At 72.2% G+C, this 22,641-nt stretch carries 22 protein-coding genes; 8 read left to right on the top strand and 14 right to left on the bottom strand.

The annotated features are described in order from the left end of the window. Positions 1-175: 175 nt before the first annotated feature. The 3 genes from ACFRMN_RS00965 to ACFRMN_RS00955 form a co-directional block, all read right to left on the bottom strand. Positions 176-1,111, bottom strand: a complete 936-nt coding sequence (locus ACFRMN_RS00965) for an N-acetylmuramoyl-L-alanine amidase (RefSeq protein ID WP_383011270.1) — start codon at positions 1,109-1,111, stop codon at positions 176-178. A 64-nt stretch (positions 1,112-1,175) separates the two neighbouring features. Further along, positions 1,176-1,823, bottom strand: coding sequence for a class I SAM-dependent methyltransferase (locus ACFRMN_RS00960; RefSeq protein WP_383011267.1), 648 nt, complete (start codon positions 1,821-1,823; stop codon positions 1,176-1,178). A gap of 147 nt (positions 1,824-1,970) precedes the next feature. Beyond that, on the bottom strand, positions 1,971-3,749 hold the full coding sequence (locus ACFRMN_RS00955) for an MFS transporter (protein ID WP_383011264.1): 1,779 nt from the start codon (positions 3,747-3,749) through the stop codon (positions 1,971-1,973). Positions 3,750-4,109: 360 nt separating this feature from the next. On the opposite strand from ACFRMN_RS00955, the gene ACFRMN_RS00950 reads away from it, so the two are divergent. Then, positions 4,110-4,763: a ClpP family protease gene (locus tag ACFRMN_RS00950; protein WP_383011261.1), complete on the top strand. Its 654-nt coding sequence runs from the start codon at positions 4,110-4,112 to the stop codon at positions 4,761-4,763. A 1-nt stretch (position 4,764) separates the two neighbouring features. Beyond that, entirely contained in the window at positions 4,765-5,376 is a 612-nt protein-coding gene (locus tag ACFRMN_RS00945; RefSeq protein WP_383011259.1) for a ClpP family protease, read from the top strand. A 9-nt stretch (positions 5,377-5,385) separates the two neighbouring features. On the opposite strand, the gene ACFRMN_RS00940 is transcribed toward ACFRMN_RS00945, so the two are convergent. Then, entirely contained in the window at positions 5,386-5,865 is a 480-nt protein-coding gene (locus ACFRMN_RS00940) for a helix-turn-helix domain-containing protein (protein ID WP_383011256.1), read from the bottom strand. 187 nt (positions 5,866-6,052) lie between these two features. Here ACFRMN_RS00940 and ACFRMN_RS00935 point away from each other — a divergent pair, with 187 nt between their 5' ends. Continuing rightward, entirely contained in the window at positions 6,053-7,492 is a 1,440-nt protein-coding gene (locus ACFRMN_RS00935; protein ID WP_383011253.1) for an MFS transporter, read from the top strand. Between the two features lie 21 nt (positions 7,493-7,513). On the opposite strand, the gene ACFRMN_RS00930 is transcribed toward ACFRMN_RS00935, so the two are convergent. The 6 genes from ACFRMN_RS00930 to ACFRMN_RS00905 all read right to left on the bottom strand — a co-directional run bounded on the left by ACFRMN_RS00930 (position 7,514) and on the right by ACFRMN_RS00905 (position 13,155). Further along, positions 7,514-8,146, bottom strand: coding sequence for a response regulator (locus ACFRMN_RS00930; RefSeq protein WP_383012015.1), 633 nt, complete (start codon positions 8,144-8,146; stop codon positions 7,514-7,516). A gap of 79 nt (positions 8,147-8,225) precedes the next feature. Continuing rightward, a complete protein-coding gene (locus ACFRMN_RS00925; RefSeq protein ID WP_383011250.1) occupies positions 8,226-9,440 on the bottom strand; it encodes a sensor histidine kinase in 1,215 nt (404 codons plus the stop codon). 32 nt (positions 9,441-9,472) lie between these two features. Further along, positions 9,473-10,201: an ABC transporter permease gene (locus tag ACFRMN_RS00920; RefSeq protein ID WP_383012012.1), complete on the bottom strand. Its 729-nt coding sequence runs from the start codon at positions 10,199-10,201 to the stop codon at positions 9,473-9,475. A gap of 8 nt (positions 10,202-10,209) precedes the next feature. Beyond that, positions 10,210-11,112: an ATP-binding cassette domain-containing protein gene (locus tag ACFRMN_RS00915; protein WP_383012009.1), complete on the bottom strand. Its 903-nt coding sequence runs from the start codon at positions 11,110-11,112 to the stop codon at positions 10,210-10,212. 340 nt (positions 11,113-11,452) lie between these two features. Next, positions 11,453-11,638, bottom strand: a complete 186-nt coding sequence (locus tag ACFRMN_RS00910) for a hypothetical protein (RefSeq protein ID WP_383011247.1) — start codon at positions 11,636-11,638, stop codon at positions 11,453-11,455. 149 nt (positions 11,639-11,787) lie between these two features. Further along, positions 11,788-13,155 carry a hypothetical protein gene (locus ACFRMN_RS00905; RefSeq protein WP_383011244.1) on the bottom strand — a complete coding sequence of 456 codons (1,368 nt, stop codon included), beginning with the start codon at positions 13,153-13,155 and terminating at the stop codon, positions 11,788-11,790. A gap of 273 nt (positions 13,156-13,428) precedes the next feature. Between ACFRMN_RS00905 and ACFRMN_RS00900 the strand changes: the two genes are divergently transcribed. The 4 genes from ACFRMN_RS00900 to ACFRMN_RS00885 all read left to right on the top strand — a co-directional run bounded on the left by ACFRMN_RS00900 (position 13,429) and on the right by ACFRMN_RS00885 (position 17,582). Further along, on the top strand, positions 13,429-14,466 hold the full coding sequence (locus ACFRMN_RS00900; protein ID WP_383011241.1) for an ABC transporter substrate-binding protein: 1,038 nt from the start codon (positions 13,429-13,431) through the stop codon (positions 14,464-14,466). A 178-nt stretch (positions 14,467-14,644) separates the two neighbouring features. Then, a complete protein-coding gene (locus tag ACFRMN_RS00895) occupies positions 14,645-15,544 on the top strand; it encodes a Nif3-like dinuclear metal center hexameric protein (protein WP_383011238.1) in 900 nt (299 codons plus the stop codon). Further along, on the top strand, positions 15,541-16,284 hold the full coding sequence (locus ACFRMN_RS00890) for a zinc ribbon domain-containing protein (RefSeq protein ID WP_383012006.1): 744 nt from the start codon (positions 15,541-15,543) through the stop codon (positions 16,282-16,284). The genes ACFRMN_RS00895 and ACFRMN_RS00890 overlap by 4 nt, the downstream gene beginning before the upstream one ends. Next, complete coding sequence (locus ACFRMN_RS00885) at positions 16,284-17,582, top strand: bifunctional RNase H/acid phosphatase (protein WP_383011235.1); 1,299 nt, start codon at positions 16,284-16,286, stop codon at positions 17,580-17,582. Before ACFRMN_RS00890 ends, ACFRMN_RS00885 begins: the two co-directional genes overlap by 1 nt. A gap of 55 nt (positions 17,583-17,637) precedes the next feature. Here the strand turns inward: ACFRMN_RS00885 and eda are convergent, their stop codons facing one another. Further along, entirely contained in the window at positions 17,638-18,282 is a 645-nt protein-coding gene (gene eda / locus ACFRMN_RS00880; RefSeq protein WP_383011232.1) for a bifunctional 4-hydroxy-2-oxoglutarate aldolase/2-dehydro-3-deoxy-phosphogluconate aldolase, read from the bottom strand. A gap of 159 nt (positions 18,283-18,441) precedes the next feature. Next, positions 18,442-19,248 carry a peroxide stress protein YaaA gene (gene yaaA, locus ACFRMN_RS00875; RefSeq protein ID WP_383011229.1) on the bottom strand — a complete coding sequence of 269 codons (807 nt, stop codon included), beginning with the start codon at positions 19,246-19,248 and terminating at the stop codon, positions 18,442-18,444. A 143-nt stretch (positions 19,249-19,391) separates the two neighbouring features. Between yaaA and ACFRMN_RS00870 the strand changes: the two genes are divergently transcribed. After that, positions 19,392-20,948 (top strand): RNB domain-containing ribonuclease, encoded by a 1,557-nt coding sequence (locus tag ACFRMN_RS00870; protein WP_383011227.1) that lies wholly within the window; start codon positions 19,392-19,394, stop codon positions 20,946-20,948. Here ACFRMN_RS00870 and ACFRMN_RS00865 read toward each other — a convergent pair. Continuing rightward, positions 20,899-21,762, bottom strand: coding sequence for a hypothetical protein (locus ACFRMN_RS00865; RefSeq protein WP_383011224.1), 864 nt, complete (start codon positions 21,760-21,762; stop codon positions 20,899-20,901). The genes ACFRMN_RS00870 and ACFRMN_RS00865 overlap by 50 nt on opposite strands. Continuing rightward, the gene (locus ACFRMN_RS00860) at positions 21,759-22,514 is read right to left on the bottom strand and encodes a MerR family transcriptional regulator (protein WP_383011221.1); all 756 of its coding nucleotides are present in this window, start codon (positions 22,512-22,514) and stop codon (positions 21,759-21,761) included. The genes ACFRMN_RS00865 and ACFRMN_RS00860 overlap by 4 nt, the downstream gene beginning before the upstream one ends. Positions 22,515-22,641: the final 127 nt, after the last annotated feature.

Raw genomic sequence — 22,641 nt, 5'->3', positions numbered from 1 at the left:
GAAGCTCGGGGGCGGCTCCCTATCGTACGGATGAATGTATCGTCTCCCCGTTCCTGGCGTCTGCCGGGTATCGGGGGCCGGTACACGCCCGTTACGCGGGTCCGCGGGCGGAGTTCACCACTCCTGTCTCCCGCTCACCGCACCTGTTCGCCCCTCCCGTTCGCCCCTCCGGTTCTCATTGATTCTTAAGGAATCCGCGGATCCCGTCCGCCAGCCCTCGCGCCGCCTTCTGCCGCCATTTCGCGTCGGTGAGCAGCTTGGCATCCGACGAATCGCGCATATTGCCGCATTCGATGAAGACCTTGGGCACGGTCGACAGATTCAGCCCGCCGAGGTCCGCGCGTACGTCGAGTCCCGTGCCCTCGCCCAGATAGTTGGCGGGGGCGCTGCCGGTCTCCCGGGTGAAATCGCCCACGATGTGTTCGCCGAGATCGCGCGAGGGGCCGACGATGGCCGTGGTGTCCGCGCCTCCGCCCTTGACCAGGGCGGGGAGGATGATATGGAATCCGCGATTGCCGGGAGCCGATCCGTCCGCGTGGACGGAGATCGCGGCATCGGCCTTCGCCTTGTTTCCGATACGGGCGCGCTCATCGACGCACGGGCCGAAAGGGCGTTCGCCGTCGTGGGTGAACTTCACCGTCGCGCCCTCTTTCCTGAGCAGATCGCGCAGGCGGTGGGAGACATCGAGAGTGAAATCGGCCTCGGGGTAACCGGCGTTGGTCGAGGTGCCGGTGGTGTCACATTCTTTGGTGGTTGTTCCGATATCCACCGGCTCATTGATCTCGGCGGTGTGGTCGCGATTGCGTGGATTATGACCGGGATCGATGACCACGACCTTGCCCGCGAGCGGTCCGGCCGGGGCGGAGGGCTCGGCGGGGGTGGTGCCACCGGGAACGTCGTCGTCCCGCGCGCCACCGGAGGGGGCAGGTGCGGAGGGGGAGGAGGCGACGCCGGCCGCCGACGCGGGCGACGGACCGCCGTCCTGGCCGCTCATCCCCTGCCAGACGAGCCATCCCGCCACGGCGGTCGGCACCAGTGCGGCGACCGCGACGGTGAGTTTGCTTCGGCCGGAACGGCCGCGGGTGGGCTGCTGACTCTCGTCGTACGACACCGTCGCGATGGTAGACCGTCGGACGATCGGGGCGTGGCAGCGGACACGGTCCGGGGCGTGGCGGTCAGCTGCCCGGTGCCGTACGGCGCAGGACGCGCAGCGAGTCGGTCACCGACACCTCGGTGAAGGCACCGGAGGCCAGAGCCCGGAGGAAGACGCGGTACGGGGCCTGCCCGCCGGCCGCCGGGTCGGGGAACACGTCGTGGATGACGAGCAGCCCGCCCTCGGCGAGATGCGGGGCCCAGCCCTCGTAGTCTCCGTTGGCGTGCTCGTCGGTGTGGCCGCCGTCGATGAAGACGAGCCCGAGCGGGCCGCCCCAGACCTTCGCGACCCGCGGCGAACGGCCGACGACCGCGATCACCGAGTCCTCCAGGTCCGCGGCCCGGAGCGTGCGGCGGAAGGCCGGGAGCGTGTCCATCAGTCCGCTGTCCGGATCGACCACGGACGGGTCGTGGTACTCCCAGCCGACCTGCTGCTCCTCGCTGCCGCGGTGGTGGTCGACGGTGACGGCGACCGTACCGGCCTCGCGCGCGGCGGCGGCCAGCAGGATCGTGGAGCGCCCGCAGTACGTGCCGATCTCCAGGAGCGGCAGCCCGAGCGCGCCCGCCGCCTCGGTGGCCGCCGCGTACAGGGCAAGCCCCTCATGGACGGGCATGAACCCCTTGGCGGCCTCGAAGGCGGCGAGGATCTTCGGCGCGGGTGCCGGGGGCATCGGCTCTCCTCGTACTGGTGCGGTGAATGGTGCGGTGAGGGCTGCGGCCCTGGTACGGAGCGTGATACGGGCCGTGGTACAGAGCGTGGTCGGTCGTCCATGCTGCCGTACACCCCCGGCGCGGCGGTTGCCGGGGGTGAGGGCGGGTCAGGAGGCGATGGTGGTACGGCGCTCCCGCGCGCCCTGCGCGAGGACCAGATCGACATCGACCGGCACGCCGCCGCCGGGATACTCCGCGGGGAGCGCGAGCGGCGCGTATCCCGTGGCCGTCCCGGCCAGTACGTACGGTCCGCCGGACGGCGGCAGCAGCGCGTAGCGGCCGTCCTCGTCGGCGGTGGTGCGGCCCGCCTGCCGGCCCCGGGAGTCGATGAGCGTGACGTTCGCCCGCGCGATCGGCGTACCGTCCGGGTCCACCACCCGCCCGCGGAAGCCGCCGGACCCGGCGACCAGCGTCGGCCGCGGGCTCTGCTCGGCGTCGCCCGCCAGGGACTTCCGGCCCGGCGCGGACCGCTGCGACGGCAGGAACGCGGCCAGCACCAGGCCGACGATCACCGCGCCCGTCGCGATGAGGAACGAGATACGGAATCCGTCCATGCTGGGGACCGTCGTACCCCCCGACCGGATCGAGGTGTGCGCCAGCACCATGCCGATCACCGCGCTCGACACCGAGGTACCGATGGAGCGCATCAGGGTGTTCAGACCGTTGGCCGCGCCGGTCTCCGACGGGTCGACGGCGCCGATGATCAGGGCGGGGAGCGAGGAGTACGCGAGTCCGATACCGGCGCCCACGACGACCGAGATGATGATGGTCTGCCAGGCCGCGTTCATCAGGCCGAGGCCCGCTCCGTACCCGATCCCGATGATCAGCATGCCGAGCATCAGCGAGACCTTGGGGCCGCGCCGGGCGGAGATCCGGGCGTAGACGGGCGCGGTGAACATCATCGTCAGACCGAGCGGCGCCACGCACAGACCCGCCACCACCATCGACTGGCCCAGGCCGTAGCCGGTGGTGGCGGGCAGCTGGAGCAGTTGGGGGAGGACGAGCGAGATCGCGTAGAAGGCGACACCGACCATGATCGAGGTGAGGTTGGTGAGCAGTACCTCACGCCGGGCGGTGGTGCGCAGATCCACCAGCGGGGCGGCGCTCCGCAGCTCCAGCACGCCCCACAGCAGCAGGATGGCCACCGCCAGGCCGATCAGCCCGAGCGTGGTCGGTGACCCCCAGCCCCAGTCGCTGCCCTTGGTGATCGGCAGCAGGAGCGCGACGAGTCCGGCGGACAGCCCGATCGCGCCGAGCCAGTCGAAGGTGCCGTTGGCCCGTACCGAGGACTCCGGTACATACCGGACGGTCAGCAGCATCGACACCACGCCGAGCCCGGCCGCGCCGAAGAACAGCGCGTGCCAGTCGGCGTTCTGGGCGACCAGGGCCGCGGCGGGCAGCGCGAGGCCGCCGCCGACGCCGATGGACGAGCTCATCAGCGCCATCGCCGAGCCGAGCCTCTCGCGCGGCAGCTCGTCGCGCATGATGCCGATGCCGAGGGGTATCGCGCCCATCGCGAAGCCCTGGAGCGCCCTGCCGACGATCATGATGACCAGGTCGTCGGTGAATCCGCAGATCAGTGAGCCGACCACCATGACGGCGAGGCTGGCGAGCAGCATCCGCCGCTTGCCGAAGAGATCACCGAGCCGTCCCATGATCGGAGTGGAGACGGCGCCGGCGAGCAGGGTCGCGGTCATGACCCAGGTGGCGTCGGCGGGCGTCGTGCGGAGCAGGACGGGCAGGTCCTTGATGACCGGCACGAGCAGGGTCTGCATCACCGCGACGGTGATGCCCGCGAAGGCGAGGACGGGAACGATCCCGCCGGTTTTACGGGGCGACGGATCCGGGAGCTCCCCGGTGCGCTGATCGGTCGTCGTCTGTGGCATACGTGCGTCCTCCGGGCAGGAAGTAAGGGCAGCTGAGAGTGCGCGAGGGCAGTTGGATGCAGTGTGCAACCTTCCAGTCGGGCGCGATATTCCGGCGAACGGGAGGCGAACGGCATCGGAAGGGGGACGCCGGTTCTTCCCGCCGTTTTTCTGACGCACCGTCAGAGATGAGATGTGCGCCCCCGGCTCTCGCGCGCCTCCCAGCTCTCGCGCGCCCCCAGCTCTCGCGGCCCCCCCGGCTCTGCCGTGGGCGAATCTGCCACGGGCCGACAACCCTTGGGCGGGCACCCGGCCGGACCGAGAGTGGGAGGACCGCGGCCACCGCGCCGGCCGCACCACCCGACGACATCCGGAGGACCGATGACCTCACTCCTCACCGGTGGGAGCCCCGCCCTCGCCCCGCGGGCCACCGCCGACGACACACCACCGACCCGGTTCGACGACCAGCTCGCGGACCGGCTGCTCATGCAGCGGATCATCTTCCTCGGCACCCAGGTGGACGAGGTCTCCGCGAACCGGGTCTGCGCCCAGCTGCTCCTGCTGTCGGCGGAGGACCCGCGTACCGACATCAGCCTCTGCATCAACAGTCCGGGCGGCTCCGTGACGGCGGGGCTGGCGATCTACGACACGATGCGGCTGATCCCCAACGAGGTCTCGACGCTCGCCATGGGGTTCGCCGCGAGCATGGGGCAGTTCCTGCTCAGCGTCGGCGAGCGGGGCAAGCGCTACGCGCTGCCGAACGCCCGGATCATGATGCATCAGCCGTCGTCCGGCATCGGCGGGACGGCCGCCGATATCGCCATCCAGGCCGAGAACCTGGAATTCACGAAGAAGGCCATCGAGCGGATCACCGCGGAGCACACCGGCCAGACCGAGGAGACGATCTCCCGCGACGGCGACCGCGACCGGTGGTTCACGGCCGAGCAGGCGAGGGAGTACGGCATGGTCGACCGCGTGGTCGAGTCTTTCGACGACGTACGCCCGGCCGGTTCGCGGCGACGGATCGGACTCTGAGATGAGCCAGTACACGATCCCGACCGTCGTGGAGCGCACCCCGCAGGGGGAGCGCGCGTACGACATCTACAGCCGGCTGCTGTCCGAGCGGGTCATCTTCCTCGGCACCGAGATCGACGACGGCGTCGCCAACGTCGTCATCGCGCAACTCCTGCACCTGGAGTCGGCGAGCCCGGAGCGCGAGATAGCGATCTACCTCAACTCGCCGGGCGGCTCGGTCACCTCGCTCATGGCCATCTACGACACGATGACCTTCGTCGGCGCGCCGATCTCGACGTTCTGCGTCGGACAGGCCGCCTCGACCGCGGCGGTGCTGCTGGCGGGCGGCGATCCCGGGCGGCGGTTCGTCCTGGAACACTCCCGGGTGCTGCTGGGACAGCCCGCGAGCGGCGGCCGGCAGGGGACCGTCTCGGACCTCAGCCTCCAGGCGAAGGAGATGCTGAGGATCCGCTCGGAGATCGAGGAGGTGCTGTCCCGGCACACGCACCACGACCTCGCGACCCTCCGCGCCGACATGGACCGGGACAAGGTCTTCACCGCGCACGAGGCGGTGGCGTACGGGCTGGCCGACGAGGTCCTGAGCAGGCGGGCCGTGCCGGTCCGGAGTACGTAGCGACAGGGCCTAGGCGGCGAGGAGCCGCGCCTCGTACGATCCCGGGCCGCCGCGTCCGCTGCCCCGCCTCTCCTGACCGAGACGGGTCGGACCGATGTGGCGGTTCGGACCGATGTGGGTCCGGCGCGTGTGTGTCCGGCCGAGACGGATCAGTTCGCCGTGGCTCAGGGCGAGCAGATCGGCCAGCCCGAGGCCGAGAGCGCGGGCGGCGGCCGCGAGGACTTCGGACGAAGCCTCCTTGCGGCCGCGCTCCAGCTCGGAGAGGTACGGCATCGAGATCCTGGCCGCCTCGGCGACATCCTTCAACGTGCGTCCCTGGGCGAGGCGTTCGCGCCGCAGGACATCACCCACGATATGGCGCCACAGCGGCTCTCGGGGTTCCCCGGCCTCAGCGGGCGGCGAGGCGGCGGCGTCCGGGGCCGGCGCGGCAGCCGCCGCCACCGGGCGCAGGGAAATGACGCGGGCTTGGTTCGGCGCGTGGCTGCTCACCTCCCCAGAGTAGGAGCGTCGCGCCGGACGGGAAGGGGACGGCGTTCTGCCGTCGGCGAATTCGCGGAAACCGTGGGCACGGTGGCGGCGGCTGCCGAGCCGGGACCGGAGCCGGAGCAGGGACCGGGACCGGAGCCGGGGGCCTACGCCGAAATCCCGATGTACGGACCCCTCGACGCCTGCGACCATGACCGCCATGGTCCGAGCCCCCGCAGAAACCGACGCCGTCCACATATCCGCGCCCTCGGGGTCGCCCCGTACCTGGGCGGTGCTCCTCGCCGCCTGCGCCGGGCAGTTCCTCGTCGTCCTCGACGTCTCCGTGGTGAATGTCGCCCTGCCGTCGATGCGCGCGGACCTCGGGCTCTCCGGCAGCGGTTTGCAGTGGGTGCTCAACGCGTACTCGATCGCGTTCGCCGGATTCATGCTGCTCGGCGGGCGGGCCGCCGATCTCTTCGGCCGCAAGGCGATGTTCCTGACCGGGCTCGCCGTGTTCACCCTGGCGTCCCTCGCGGGCGGACTCGCCCAGGAGGGCTGGCAGTTGCTCGCCGCCCGCGCCGTACAGGGGCTCGGCGCGGCCGTGCTGGCGCCCGCGACACTCACCATCCTGACGTCCGCCGTACCGGAAGGCGCCGCCAGGACCCGGGCCATAGGGACCTGGTCGGCGGTCGGCGCGGGTGGTGGCGCGGCCGGCGGGCTCGTCGGCGGTGCCCTCACCGATCTGCTGTCCTGGCGCTGGGTGCTGCTGATCAATGTGCCGGTCGGGGTGCTGGTCCTGGCCGGTGCGGCGGTATGGCTGACGGAGTCCCGTACGGAGCGGGTACGGCGCCTCGATCTGCCCGGCGCGGTGCTGGTCACGGCCGGTCTCGCCATGGTCGCGTACGGGATCGTGCAGACCGAGGAGCAGGGCTGGGGAGCGGCGGCGACGCTGCTGCCGCTGCTCGGCGGAGCGCTGCTGCTCGGCGTGTTCGTGGCGGTGGAGGCACGGGCGAAGGCACCGCTGATGCCGCTCGGGCTGTTCCGGGTACGGGCCGTGTCCGCCGCCAACGCGGCGATGTTCGTCTGTGGCGCGGCGTCGTTCGCGATGTGGTTCTTCATGACGGTCTACGCCCAGAACGTGCTGGGATACACGCCGTTGGACGCCGGACTCGCGCTCATCCCCAGCTCGCTGTCCATCGTGCTCGGCTCGAAACTGGCGCCCCGGCTGATGCCACGGGTCGGTGCCCGCGATCTGGCGGTGCTCGGCACGCTGATGGCGGTGGCCGGGTTCGGCTGGCAGTCCACGATGACCGCTGACGGAACGTATCTCTCGTCGATCCTCGGCCCCGGCCTCCTGATGATGACCGGCATGGGGCTGGCCGCCACCCCGTTGGCGGCGCTGGCCACCGCGGGCGCGGCGGCCGACGACGCGGGTCTGGTCTCCGGCCTGATCAACACCTCCCGGACGATGGGCGGTGCGCTCGGTCTGGCGGTCCTCTCCACGGTGGCGGCGTCCCGTACGGCGGGCGGTACGAGCCCGGAGGCGCTGACCGAGGGGTACGCGCTGGCGTTCAGGACGGGCAGTGGAGTGCTGCTCGCGGGTGTGATCCTGATGCTGGTGTGGCTGCCGCGCGGCTCCTCGAACACGTAACGGCCCCAAGCGGGCCGGGCTCTACAACCAGCCCTGCCCGCGGGCCGCGCGCACGGCCTCCATGCGATTGCGGGTGCCGGTCTTGCCGATGGCCGACGAGAGGTAGTTCCGTACGGTCGACTCGGACAGCCGCAGCCGTTCCGCGATATCGGCGACCGTCGCCCCGTCCACGGCCGCGTTCAGCACGTCCCGCTCCCGCGCGGTGAGCGGGCTCGGCCCCGCGCTCAGGGCTGCGGCGGCCAGGGCGGGATCGACGACGGTCTCACCGGTCAGCACGCGCCGGATCGCGGCGGCCAGTTCCTCCACCGGACCGTCCTTGACGAGAAAGCCCGCCGCCCCCGCCTCCATCGCCCGCCGCAGATAGCCGGGCCTGCCGAAGGTGGTCAGGATCAGGACCCGGCAGTCGGGCACCTCGTCGCGCAGTTCCACGGCCGCGTCGAGACCGCTGAGTCCGGGCAGTTCGATGTCCAGCAGCGCCACATCGGGCCGCGAGGCGAGCGCGGCTTCCACGATGGCGTCGCCCCGCCCGACCTGCGCGACCACTTCGATGTCCGCCTCCATACCGAGCAGCAGGGCGAGAGCGCCGCGCATCATGCCCTGGTCCTCGGCGAGGAGGACGCGTACGCACCTGGCCGGTCTGTGGTCCCGCGGCATCTCCGTCACCAGCACAGCGTAGGGCGGAGCGGACGATGCCGAGGGTCGGCCGAGGGACGACCGGGACCCCGGACAGGACCTAGACGCGTAGGTCCGAAGCGGCATCCTCCGCCCCAGGGGCGGCGACGGCGTCGACCGGCAGTACGGCGGTCAGGCGAAAGCCCTGCCCCGCCCCGTCCGTCGGCGCCCCCGCCACCGGGCCCGCTTCGAGTGAGCCGCCGGCCGCCGCGAGCCGTTCCGTCAGACCCTTCAGGCCCGTACCGCCGTACGGAACGGATTCTCCGGCCGCCCCGGCCGCCCCGGCCGCCCCGGTCCGTACGGCCGCTCCCGTGCCGTCGTCCGTGACCGTCAGCCGCACCCGCTCCGGCGAGCCGTCGATCGTGATCAGGCACCGGGTCGCGGCGCTGTGCCGTACGGCGTTCGTGACGGCCTCCCGTACGACCCAGCCGAGCAGCACCTCGGCCCGCGGCTCCAGCGGCGGCCCCGACTGCCGTACGACCGGCTCGATCCCGGCGGCGGCCAGCGCCGAGCGCGCCCGGTCCAGATCCATGGCGAGGCTGCCCTCGCGATAGCCGGTGACGGCCTCCCTGACCTCGGTCAGCGCCTGCCGGCCGACGGACTCGATGTCGGAGACCTGCTCCAGGGCCGCGTCCAGATCGCGCGGCGCCAACCGACGCGCGGCCTCCGCCTTGACCACGATCACGGACAGGGTGTGGCCGAGCAGATCGTGCAGATCGCGCGAGAAGCGCAGCCGCTCCCGCTCCACCGCCGAACGGGCCAGTTCCTGGCGGGTGTCGCGCAGTTGGACGACGGTCTCGGAGAGGGTGAGGATCGCGGCCGTCACCATCATCGAGATGAACGTCCCGTACGCGATGGTGATCGCGCCCCAGCCATCGTGGTACGCGGCGACGCCCCCGGCCGCGACGGCCAGCGGGATCCCCACCAGAGGGAGGGCCCGGCCGCGCAGCACGCTGCCGCAGGCGAGTCCGAACAGCGGCAGGAACAGCAGCCAGCTGCCGCCGTACGCGCCGGCCAGCCCGAACGTCATCAGCCCCATCACGACGAGCGTCCAGCGGGTGGCGGGGCTGTCCCGCGCCGACCGGTCGAAGGACCGGAACACCACCGAGACATAGAGGGAGTTGAAGACCAGCAGACCGATGCCGCCGAACCAGGGGTTGGGCGTCTCGCCCTGGACGAGATTGGCGAAGGAGCCCAGCCCCAGCAGCAGCCAGGGCAGCAGCGCGTAGCCGCCGGGTGGTCCCGGCCGCCTGTCCCGGTCCCGCGCCGCGTTCATGTGGTCCTCGCCGCCTTCACATGGTCCTCGCTTCACGCGGTCCTCGCCGACCTGCGGTACGAGAACACCGCGTACGAGCCGAAGACGAGCAGCCAGCCCGCGAGCACCGCGATCGTCGTCGCGCCCGGGGCCGTGCCCTGCGTGGTGGACCAGCCCAGGTCGGCGAAGCGGTTGGCGGGGGTGTACTCCGAGATCGTCCGCAGCCAGCCGGGGAACGCGGCGATCGGGAACCAGAGCCCGCCGACCACCGAAAGGGCCATCAGACAGCCCACGTTCACCACACCGGTCGTCTGTGCGGAGAGCCGGTAGCCGTTGCCGATGCCGAGCAGGGTGAAGGGCAGCGCGCCCGCCCACAACAGCGCGACCAGGGTCGCCCACTGCCACAGCGCGAGCCGTACGCCGTTGACCAGACCGCCCGCGGCCAGTACGGAGAGCAACGCGGGCAGGACGGTCACCGAACCGGCCATCGCCCGGCCAAGCACCACCTGGCGGGGTGGCATCGGGGTGATCCGCAACTGGCGCAGCCAGCCGAGCGACTTGTCCTCGGCGATCCCGGTGCCCGTACCGACGGCCGCGCCGAGCGCGCCGTACGCGGCCATGCCGACCATGGAGGCGATCTTCCACTCCATGTAGTCCTGGCCGGAGCCGCCGCCGATATTGGTGAAGAGCAGATACATCAGGACCGGCATGCCGGTGCCGAAGATGATGAAACCGGGATCGCGCAGCGTACGGCGGACTTCGAGCTTGATGTACTCCAGCATGGCGGGCATCACTGTCCGTCCTCCGTGTCGTCCTTGGGGTCGTGCGTCGTACGCGTCAGGGCGAGGAAGGCGTCTTCCAGCGTCGCCGGGGTGACTTCGAGGCGGCGGATCGCGTCGAGTCCGGCGAGGGCGACGACGGTCGCGTCCGAGTCGTCCGTACGGAGCCGGGCGCGGCCCGCGCGTACCTCGGCCGAGACGACGCCGGGCAGCCGGGTCAGCTCCGCCGTGAAGCCCTCCGGCACGTCGAAGCAGACGAGATGGCCGCCGACCGAGCCCTTGATCAGTTCGCTGGTGCCGTCCGCGACGATCCGGCCGTGGTCGATGACGACGATCCGGTCGGCGTTGTCGTCGGCCTCCTCCAGATAATGGGTGGAGAAGAGCACGGTGTTGCCGCGGTCCGCGTAGGCGCGCATGGACGCCCAGAAGGCGCGGCGGGCCTCCACATCGAGGGCGGCGGTGGGCTCGTCGAGGACGAGCAGTTCGGGGCCGCCGGCCAGGGCGACCGCGAAGCGGACCCGTTGCAGCTGACCGCCGGAGAGCTTGTCGACGCGGCGGCCGGCCAGTTCCGTGAGCCCGGCGAGACCCAGCGACTCCGCGAGGGGCAGCGGGTTCGGGTAGGTGCTGGCGACGAAGGTGACCAGCTCTCTTACGGTCACCCGCCGGATCGGCCGGCCGTCCTGGAGCATCGCCCCGACCCGCCCGGCCGTGACGGCGCGCGCGGGTGGCCCGCCGAAGAGCCGTACCGTCCCGGTGTCCGGCTCGTCGAGGCCGAGGAGCAGCCCGATGGCGGTCGACTTGCCGGCGCCGTTGCGGCCCAGCAGCGCGACGGCCTCACCTCGTGGGACACCGAGATCGATGCCGTCCACGGCCCGGACCGCGCCGAAGGTCTTGACGACACCGGTGAAGCTCACGGCGTCCGTCGAGGCACCGCCCGTCACGGCACCGTCCGTCGAGGCACCGCCCGTGGCGCCGACGGGCCGTGTGCCCGCGGTGTGCGTGCCTGCGGTGTGCGTGCTCGCGGTGCGCGCGCCCGTGTCCGGGGTGTCTGTCGCCGGCGTACCGGCTGTCTGCGTCATGCACACGACGCTACGGAACCGACCCACCGTCCCGACAGACACGTGTGTACGAACTCACGCGGTACAAATGTCCCGCTGCCCCCGTGCCTCATGAGGAGAGGCCGCCACGGGCTTGCCGCGGCGGCCTCTCCTCATGTGTGCGGACGTGTTCGGACCACACGGAGCGGTCAGACCGTCAGGCGGCGTAGCCGCTCTGCTCCGGGCGGCGGTGACGGCCGTGGGCGGGGGACGCCGAGTCCTCCGTCGATGCCGCACCTCCCCGGTGCTTTCCGTGCGTTCCGATACCGGCGCTGTCGTCCAGGTCGGTGGCCGCCGCTCCCCGCGGACGATCCTGGGTCGTGTCGATTCGGGCTTCGGACATGTGGGAAGTCACCCCGTCGTGATCGCTGCTTGTTGTGGCGCAAGGGCTCCGGCCGCCCCGTACCGCCACGACAGCGTTACGGTCACGCGTCCGCATCACCGTCACCGACACATCCGGTCGGTGCGGCCGCGAAGCCCCCGGCCGAAAGTCTATCCAGGTGCCACACGGCCGGTGAGGGGAGCCTGCTGGAGCGGCACCGGCCTGCACATCACAGGAGTCCGGGGGCCGTTGCGCGGTTCCCCCTCCGGCGATTCCGCTTGTGCCGGTTCTGTGATCAGTCCGGCATCCGGACCGGGGCACGGGCCCGCGGCCCGGGCCGGATCCGGGTCCCGCTCCGGGTCCTGAGGGCCGTCCGGTACGGGAAGCAGCTCATCGACGGGGGCGTCGATGCGCGCCACTCCGCAGGGCACCGCCCTTGTGGCGTACGGCAGTCGCAGCACGGCGTCCCTGGTCCACACGCCGGATCCATCCAGCCACCCCTCGGGCGCCCGGCGTTGATGCAGCCGCCGGCCCGCCGGCCGCCACACCCCGAGCCGGCTGCCCGCCGCGCCGTCGATCCGTAGCGCCACCGCGCAGCTCTCCGGCATCAGCACCTGACCCGGCTGTACGGCGAACGGTGTCACCGCGCAGTCCGGCAGCCGCAGGCACTCGGGGAACCGCACCGGCCGCAGACTGCCCAGGACGCCCCACCCCAGCCGGTCGTGGCCCGGCGCGTCCGAGCGGATCAGCAGCAGCCCGCTGTCGGCGTCCGCGAGCAGCAGCCGGTCGTTGCTCTCCTCGGTGATCTGGAGCAACGGCGTCACCTCGCCGCCCCGCCCCAGGTCGACGGTGACGGCCTTCACCACGCCGTCCGTCTCCCGGTCGAGGGCCAGTATCCGGCCCGTACGGTCCAGCCAGACGCCGCCCGAGCAGCGGCCCGGCACCTCGGCGACCGGCTCGGGGCCGAACGCGCCGCCCGTCACCAGCCAGACCGTGGTGGTGCGCGGGCCGGCCGACAGGGCGTACGCGCGGCGGCCGTCCGGTGACGGCGGCAGCAGCGTCACCTCGGCGTGCTCGTCGGTACGGCCCACGGCGCCCACGGGCAGCTGGCCGGTGCCGGGGCCGGTGGGGTACAGCAGCGAGAAGTCGTGCCGGTCCGCGACCAGCCGGCGGATGAGTACCCTGCCGTCGGCCAGCGGCAGCACTTCGGTGTCGGGCTCCTCGGGCTGGTCGAGGGGGAGGGCCACGGCATAGGGCTCGGGCCCGTCGAGGGTCCACCGCTCCGGGAACCACGCGTCGCCGTGAGCGGCCGGATCGCCCTGGCGGGGCGCGCCGAGCGTCAGCCGGGCCGCGTAGGCGCCGTCCGCCGTGATCGCGAACTCCGGAGGCCGTACCGCCCGGCGCGGGCCGCCCCGGTCGCCCCCTCCGCCCGGGCCGCCCGGGCCGTTCGGCCCCGTTCCGTCCGTCCCGTCTTCCCCGTCCGCCCCGTCCGTTCTGCTCGCGTTCCCAGTAGCCGTCTCGATAGCACAGGCCGTCATCGGTCTGTCACCTCCGGCGACGAAGCTAGTTTTCGTACTTCCAGCCGAACAACACGAGACCTGGCACTTCACACATAAGGGTGGCCATCGCGCGATTCGACGGAAAGCGCGGGGGTGCGTGTGCTGGCCGGAAGGGCAGTGCTTAAAGTAAGGCACGCCTTACCAACCACGTTCGATCCCATCCGTATCCCACCCGTATCTCGTCTGTATCTCGTCTCACCCGCATCTGTCTCACCCGCATCTCAACGAGTACCGCCTTTCAGGAGCATCAAGATGTCCATAAGACGCCGTGGCACAGCCGCCGCCGTCGCTCTCGCCGCCGCGCTCTCCCTCGCGGCCTGCGGCAGCGGCGACTCCTCCAACAGTGGCTCCGCCGCGTCGGACGGAGGCGACAAGAAGGCCGCCGTCGCCACGGGCGGCAAGGACTTCGCCGACGCGGCCAAGAAGACGGCCGCCTACGGGACCGACGCGAAGCCGGGCCAGTTCCCGCGCACGATCACCCACGCCATGGGGACGACGGAGCTGAAGAAGCGCCCCGAGCGGGTCGTCGTGCTGGACGTCGGTGAGTTCGACAACGTCGTCTCCCTCGGTATGAAACCCGTCGGGTACGCGCCGACCGAGGGCGCCGAGGGCATCCCCAGCTATCTGCGGAAGGGCGCGGGCGACCCCAAGAGCGTCGGCACGATCAACAACCTCAACCTGGAGGCGATCGCCGGACTCAAGCCCGACCTCATCCTCGGCAGCCAGCTGCGCGCGGCCGACAAGTACCAGGCACTCGCCGCGATCGCCCCGACGGTCTTCGCCATCCGCCCCGGCTTCACCTGGAAGGAGAACTACCTCCTCAACGCCCAGGCGCTGGACCGCACCGCGGAGGCGAAGGCCGAACTCGCCGCGTACGACAAGAAGGCGGCCACCCTCGGCACGGAGATCGGCCCCGACAAGCCGGCCGTCTCGATGGTGCGCTACATGCCGGACCGGCTGCGGCTGTACGCGAAGGCGTCCTTCATCGGCACGATCCTCGATGACGTCGGCCTGCCGCGGCCGAAGAACCAGCAGATCAACGATCTGGCCGTGGAGATCAGCCCGGAGAAGATCGACGACGCGGACGCGGACTGGATCTTCACGGGTGTGTACGGCGACCCGAAGAAGACCCAGCGGGACACCGCGCGCTCCAACCCGCTGTGGAAGAACCTGAAGGCGGTCAAGGCGGGGCAGGCGAAGGACGTCAAGGACGAGACCTGGTACCTGGGCCTCGGCGTGACGGCGGCGGACCAGGTCCTCGACGACCTGCGCGGCTACCTCGTCAAGTAACGGGCGCCGGGCGCGAACGCCCCTGCCCCACCTTGGAACGCCCCCGCCCCACCCTGCAACGCCCCCGCCCCACCCTGCAACGCCCATGCCCCACCGTGGAACGCCCCCGCCCACCATGGCCACAGCGACCGCCGTAGCCATGGTGGGCGGGACACGCGGGACAGGTAGCCTTTGCACCGTGCCCCCTGTCCCCCCAGCCGTCCCCTCACCCGTCTCCGCCGACGCTCCCTCCGCGCCCCGTCTGGCGGACGTCCTCGCCGCGCTCGACGCCCTCTGGCCGCCCGAGCGGGCCGAGCAGTGGGACGCCGTCGGCACGGTCTGCGGTGACCCCGGTGCCACGATCACCCGGGTCCTGTTCGCGGTCGACCCCGTCCAGGAGATCGCGGACGAAGCGGTACGGCTCGGCGCCGAGCTGATCGTCACCCATCACCCGCTCTATCTGCGCGGTACGACGACGGTCGCGGCCTCCACGTTCAAGGGGCGCGTCGTGCACACCCTCATCAAGCACGACATCGCGCTGCATGTCGCGCACACCAACGCCGACACCGCCGACCCCGGTGTCTCCGACGCCCTCGCCGGCGCGCTGGACCTGCGGGTCGTACGGCCCCTCGTACCCGATCCCACGGACCCCGCCGGACGGCGCGGCCTCGGCAGGATCTGCGAGCTGGACCATCCCGCGACCCTCCGCGACTTCGCCGCACGCGTCGCGCACCGGCTGCCCGGCACCGCCCAGGGCATCCGGATCGCGGGCGACCCGGACGCGCCCGTCCGTACGGTCGCCGTCAGCGGCGGCTCGGGCGACGGCCTCTTCGACCAGGTCAGAGCGGCGGGCGTGGACGCGTTCCTCACCGCCGACCTGCGCCACCACCCGGTCTCCGAGGCCACCCAGCAGAGCGCGCTCGGGCTGGTCGACGCCGCGCACTGGGCCACCGAATGGCCCTGGTGCGAGCAGGCCGCCGCCCAGCTCGACGAGATTTCCGACCGCCATGGCTGGGACCTGCGGGTCCATGTCTCGAAGACGGTCACCGACCCCTGGTCAGCCCACCACTCCTCCGACTTCTCAGGAGCCCCCAACTGAACGCCGCCCCCGCCGACCAGATCCGACTCCTCGACGTCCAGGCCCTCGACGTACGACTGTCGCAGCTCGCCCACAAGCGCACCGCGCTGCCCGAGCACGCCGAGATCGAGTCCCTCGCGAAGGACCTCGCTCAACTGCGCGACCTGCTTGTCGCCTCGACGACCGAGGAGAGCGACACCGCCCGTGAGCAGACCAAGGCGGAGCAGGACGTCGACCAGGTGCGCCAGCGCGCCGTACGCGACCAGCAGCGCCTGGACTCCGGCGCGGTCACCTCGCCCAAGGACCTGGAGAACCTTCAGCGCGAGATCGTCTCCCTCGCCAAGCGGCAGGGCGATCTGGAGGATGTCGTCCTCGAAGTCATGGAGCGCCGTGAGTCCGCGCAGGAGCGGGTCGGCGAGCTGACGGAACGTGTCTCCTCCGTCCAGGCCAAGGCCGACGACGCCGCCGCGCGCCGTGACGCCGCTGTCGCGGAGTTCGACCGCGAGGCCGCGACCGTCACCAAGGAGCGCGAGGTCGTCGCCGCGTCCGTGCCCGCCGACCTGCTCAAGCTGTACGAGAAGCTGCGCGTCCAGCAGGGCGGGGTGGGCGCGGCGCGGCTGTTCCGGCGCCGCTGCGAGGGCTGCCAGCTGGAGCTGAACATCACCGAGGTCAACGAGGTCAAGGCAGCCGCCGCGGACGCCGTGCTGCGGTGCGAGAACTGCCGCCGCATTCTGGTGCGTACCGCCGACTCGGGTCTGTGATGCGGCAGTTCATCGTCGAGGCGGACGGCGGCTCCCGGGGCAACCCGGGGCCCGCCGGGTACGGTGCGGTCGTCCTCGACGGCCGGACCGGTGAACCGCTCGCCGAGGCGGCCGAGTACATCGGTGTCGCCACCAACAACGTCGCCGAGTACAAGGGTCTGATCGCCGGGCTGACCGCCGCCAAGGCGCTGGACCCGGCCGCCGCGATCAGGGTCCGGATGGACTCCAAGCTCGTCGTCGAGCAGATGTCGGGGCGCTGGCAGATCAAGCACCCGGACATGAAGCCGCTGGCCGCCGAGGCGGCGCGGATCTTCCCCGCCGGGCAGGTCACCTTCGAGTGGATCCCGCGCGAGCGGAACAAGCACGCGGACCGGCTGGCCAACGAGGCGATGGACGCGGGCAGGAACGGCGGGCAATGGGATCCGTCGGCGTCCACGGCGGCGCTGGACGCGAGCGCGGCACGGGCGGCGATGACGGAGGCGGAAGCGAGCGAGGCCGTGGGGCGGGCGGCACAGACGGACCGGGAGGCACAGACGGACCGGACGGCACAGGACCGCACCGAGCGGACGGACCGGACGGCAGAGACGGACCGGACGGGCCGGATGGAGGCGGCGTCCACGTCTTCCGCTTCCGCGCCTGCCGCGTCCGTGGGCTGGGGGGCCTCCGCCGACCTCGGCGCCCCCGTCACGTTCGTACTGCTGCGGCACGGCGAGACCGCGCTCACCCCGGAGAAGCGCTTCTCGGGCAGCGGCGGCAGCGATCCGGAGCTGTCGGCGGCCGGCCGCCGACAGGCCGAGGCCGTCGCCGCGTCGCTGGCCGCGCGCGGCACCGTCCAGGAGATCGTCTCCTCACCGCTCAGGCGCTGCCGTGAGACGGCGGCGGCCGTGGCGTCCCGGCTCGGTCTGGACGTCACCGTCGAAGAGGGCCTGCGCGAGACGGACTTCGGTGCCTGGGAGGGGCTGACGTTCGCGGAGGTACGGGAGCGGTACGCCGACGATCTGAGTGCCTGGCTCGCCTCACCCGATGTCGCGCCGACCGGCGGTGGCGAGAGCTTCACGGCCGTGGGACGGCGCGTCGCGGCCGTCCGCGACCGGCTGCTGGAGCGCTACCGGGGCAGAACGGTACTGGTGGTCACGCATGTCACCCCGGTGAAGACCCTGGTCCGGCTGGCTCTCGGCGCACCGCCGGAGTCCCTGTTCCGGATGGAGCTGTCGGCGGCCTCGCTGTCGGCGGTGGCGTACTACGCGGACGGCAACGCGTCGGTGCGGCTCCTGAACGACACCTCGCATCTGCGCTGACGTGCGCGCGCCGTCGGCCGTCCGGGGGCGCGCGGCCGTCCGGGGCCGCACGGCGTCAGGAGCGGCGTGCCTCGCGCAGGGTCGATGCCTCGCGGGCCAGTGACTCGACCCGGTCCCAGTCCTTGGCCGCCAGCGCGTCCGCCGGGAGCATCCATGTACCGCCGACGCAGCCGACGTTCGGCAGGGCGAGATACGACGGTGCCTTCTCCGCGGTGATGCCGCCCGTGGGACAGAACCGGGCCCCCGGCAGCGGACCGGCCAGGGACTTGAGATAGGCCGTGCCTCCCGCGGCCTCCGCCGGGAAGAACTTCATCTCCGTCACCCCGCGCTCCAGCAGCGCCACGACCTCCGAGGTGGTCGACACCCCCGGCAGGAACGGCACGCCCGAGTCCCGCATCGCGGTCAGCAGCGTGTCCGTCCACCCCGGGCTGACCAGGAAGCGCGCGCCCGCCTTCACCGAGCCGGCCACGGCGTCGGCCGTGATGACCGTGCCCGCGCCGACCACCGCCTCCGGCACCTCGGCCGCGATCGCGCGGATCGCCGCCGTCGCGGCCGGCGTCCGCAGCGTCACCTCGATCGCGGGCAGTCCGCCCGCGACGAGGGCGCGGGCGAGGGGTACGGCGTCGGCGGCATCGTCGAGGACGACGACAGGGATGACGGGGGCGAGATCGAGCACGGAAGCCACGGGCGCGGAGGTCATGGCCACATCCTGCCGCGCCCGTGCCATTCTGCGCAATGAGCGTTGCGCAGGGCGCAACAGGTCGGAAGTGTCGGGCCGCATCAGAAGCGCGGGGCGCACCGCGTCGGAATCGCGGGGCGCACCGCGTCGTAAGCGCGGGACTCAGTGAATCTCCGGCACTCAGTGGATCTCCGTGACCACCACGTCCAGCGCCCAGCTACGCCCCGCCCTCTCCGGAGCGGTCGCCTCCACCACGTACCCCAGCTCCCGCAGCGTCTCCACCAGCTCGGCGGGGCCCTTCGGCCGGGCGCCCGAGGTCAGCAGATCCCGTACCAGCCGGCCCTTCGTCGCCTTGTTGAAGTGGCTGACCACGGACCGCTTCTCCGCCCCCGTCGCGGGATCGATCCGCGCGTGCAGCACCCGCACCGTCGCCGTGCGCCCCGCCAGCTCGCCCTTCGGCTTCCACGCGGCGGCATACGCCGACGAGCGCAGATCGAGCACGGTCCCGCCGCCCGCCACCTCCGGCAGGACGGACTCCATCGGCCCGCGCCAGTACGCGCCCAGAGCGCCGAGACCCGGCAGCTTGACGCCCATCGAGCAGCGGTACGGGGGGATCCGGTCGCCCACCCGTACCGCGCCCCACAGCCCGGAGAAGACCAGCAGCGTCTTCGCCGCCCGCCGCCGCGCGGCGGTGTCGAGGGTGGCCAGATCCAGCGCGTCGTACAGCACACCGGTGTAGATCTCCCCGGCCGGGCGCGTGCCCGACGTACGCAGCTCCACGTTCTTCGCGATCTCGCCGCGCAACCCCTCGCTGAGACCGAGCACCTGACGTGCCTTCTCCTCGTCGGCGGCGCACAGCTCGACCAGTTCGTCCAGCACGGCGGCCCTGGCCGCGGCCAGCCCCGGCAGGGAAAGGGACTCCGGCCTCAGCGGAGCGCCGCGCCCGGAAGCGGCCTTTCCTTCCGACGGCGGCAACAGCACGAGCACGGTGGTTCTCCTCGGATGACGTACGGCACAGGGGGCGCGGCCCCCGCGTCAGCCTAGGCCCTGTCCGGCCGCCCTCGGGCCCTCGGGGGCGGGGTGCGCGTGCTCGCCGTGCCCCCCGCTTCCGTCCGCCATACGCTCGGTTCATGCCCCGCCGTCACATGCACACGACCGGCGCAGCCGAGGCTCCGCTGCGGGCCGCCCTGGGTGAGCTGCGTACGGCGCTCGACGTGCCCGGGGCCTTCCCGCCCGCCGTCCGCGCCGAGACGGAGCGGGCCGTACGGGCCCCACGGCCGCCGCACGACGGCTGGGCGCGGGACCACGACGCCGCCGCCGTCGAGCTGTTCACCATCGCCCCGCCCGCCGCCACCGAGCTCGGCCGGGCGATGCGACTGGCCCGGCGCGCGGACGGCGGCTTCCGGGTCCATTACGCGATCGCCGATGTCGCCGCGTTCGTCTCCCCGGGCGGCTCGCTCGACGCCGAGGCCCATCGTCGCGTACAGACCCTCTACTTCCCCGACGGCAGCGTGCCGCTGTACCCCACCGTCCTCTCCGAGGACGCCGCCAGTCTGCTGCCCGACCGGACCAGGCCCGCCCTGCTCTGGCAGATCGATCTGGACGCGGAGGGCCGGACCGTCTCGGCCGGGGTCCGCAGAACGCTCGTACGGAGCAGGGCAAGGTTCGACCACGTGGCCGCGCAGCGGGAGATCGACGCGGGGACGGCCCCGGAGTCCCTTGCCCTGCTGAAGGAGATCGGGCTGCTGCGCGAACGGCTGGAGCGGGAGCGCGGCGGTATCTCCCTCCGCGTTCCCGAACAGGAGATCGTGGAGCACCGACCGGACTCCGACGGCAGCCGGTCCGACGGCGGACAGTCCGGCGGCGGACAGTCCGACGGCGGACAGTCCGGCGGCAGCCGGTCCCGCGTGGCAGACACCTCGTACGACGTCGCGTACCGCGCCCCCCTCCCCGTCGAGCACTGGAACGCCCAGCTCTCCCTGCTCACCGGCATGGCCGCCGCTCAGCTGATGCTGACCGCCGGCACCGGCATCCTCCGTATGCCGCCCAGCGCCCCGGACGGTACCGTCGGCCGGCTCCGCCGCTCGGCGAAGGCGCTGGGCATCGACTGGCCGCACCATGTCGCGTACGCCGAGATCGTCCGATCCCTCGATCCCCGCGACGCCCGCCACGCCGCCTTCCTCCAGGAGTGCACGGCGCTGCTGCACGGCGCGGGCTACACCGCGTTCACCGGCGGCCGTGTCCCGCGGCCCGCCGTCCACGCGGCGGTCGCCGCTCCGTACACCCACTGCACGGCCCCGCTGCGGCGGCTCGTCGACCGGTACGCGGGGGAGATCTGTCTGAGCGCGGTGGCGGGCCGGGAACCGCCGGAGTGGGTGCTTGCGGCCCTGGACGGGCTGCCGAAGGAGATGGCCGAGGGGGCGGAACGGGCCAGTACCGTGGAGCGCGAGTGCGTCGACCTCGTGGCGGCGGCACTGCTCAGGGACAGGGTCGGGGAGATCTTCGACGGGTACGTGATCGATGTGCGGGAGCACGATCCGGCCGTCGGCACGATCCAGCTGGTGGACCCCGCCGTGATCGCCCGTATCGAGGGCGGCGGCACACCGCTCCCGCTGGGGGAGCGGCTGCGGGTGCGGCTCATCCGAGCAAGTCCAGGGTCGGTGAAGGCGCTGTTCGTGCCCGCGTGAGTGCCTGGGTGAGTGCCTTGACCAGTTCGGCGGGACCGTCAGCGTGAAAACGGACCACCCGGGCCCGTCCGCGCCGCCCGAGGGGCCGTACGAACGTGACGGGCGCGGTCAGCTCCACCCGTACGGTCGTCTGGCCGCCCACCGCGAGATCGAGGACCCCGTCATCGGCCGGGTCGAAGGTGATCAGCCCGCCGCTCCGCGGGTAGCGCCGGTCGACATGGACGGAGGCGATCCGCGCCGCCTCGACGGGCAGGTCGAAGAGCGAGCCGTACCGGATCCTCAACGACCCGTCCGCGCCCACCACATGGGGCCGTGTCACACAGCCCGCGTGCAACGCGAGCACCATCAGCACCGTATAGACGTCCACCACCAGCATGACCAGATGCACCACCGGCCAGGGGATCAGCACGGCCAGCGCCACGGTCTCGACGACGGCGACGAAGAGCAGGCCGTACATCATCGCCGTCTGCGGGCCGGTGTACGGCGCGGCGTGATCACCTTCCCGTACCCCGTGCGTACGACGCGCGACCCACCGCCCAAGGCTGCTCAGGCCCCGTATCTCGTGCGCGAGACACCGCTGTACGGGCTCGGGCACGCCGCTGCGGACCGCCGAGGCGACCGCGTCCCGGCGGCCGGCGCCGGTCCGCCGGGCCCGCGTGTACCGCCGGCTCAGGACCACGGCCTCCAGCGCGAGGAGCGTGAGCACGACGGCCTCGGCGCCGAGGAGCACGGGGGCGGGGACCGCCACCCCCGCCAACAGACAGCCGACGAGCCCGATTTCACCCACGATGACGAGCGGTACGACCCACTTCACGCCGATCCTCCTTCCTTTCGCGCCACCTTCACGGCCAGCGCCTCCATGATCAGACGGGCTACCTCGGCCTGGGCCGGGGCGAAATCGGCGAGCAGGGCTTCCCCGAACCCGGCGACGAACGGCTGCCCCGGTGCCTTCGCGATCAGGGAAAGCACCTCGTCCGGGACGGCGTCGACGACGGCGTCGGCGAGGGGCGCGATCCGGGGGTCGTCGGGCGCCGCGTCGGCGAGCTCGTCCAGCCGCTGATAGAGACCGGGAAGATCCGCGCTCTCGGAGAGCGGTCGCAGCGCCTCGTAGAACTCCTCGTGGCCCAGGGAGGTGTCGAACAGGATCAGCAGTTCGCGGTCCTTGGCGCCCATGGGCGAGTCGATCGCCGGGGCGGCGCCCAGCAGCCGCGCCAGCGCGGGGGACACCGGCCCTTCGGCGGACGGCGGGCTCTCCATCAGCTCGGCGAGCCTGCCGCGGCGGGCCCGGATCTCGGCCTCCTGCCGCGCCAGATCGGCGTCCAGCTCACCCAGCACCTCGCTGAGTTCGCGCCCGGCGTCGTCGGCGATCACGTCCCGCACTTCGTCCAGGGCGAGCCCCAGCTCGGTCAGCCGCCTGATCCGGGCCAGGAGGACGGCGTCCCGTACCGAGTAGTCACGGTAGCCATTGGCCCGCCGGGCGGGTTCGGGCAGCAGGCCCAGGTGGTGGTAGTGCCGTACCGCCCGCGTGGTGACCCCGACGAGGGCGGCGATCTCTGCGATCCGCATGAGTCCAGTACAAACCTTGACGTCGCGACAAGGTCAACCCCACCCGCCGCCCCACCAGCCGCACCACCCGCCACCCCCCGAGGCCCGTCCTCCCGAGGCCCGTCCCCCGGCCCCCACCGGCGCCGAC

Origin of the sequence: Streptomyces sp. NPDC056835, from assembly GCF_042789485.1 — a bacterium.
Taxonomy (GTDB): Bacteria; Actinomycetota; Actinomycetes; order Streptomycetales; family Streptomycetaceae; genus Streptomyces.
This window is presented reverse-complemented; position numbering and strand designations above follow the sequence as displayed.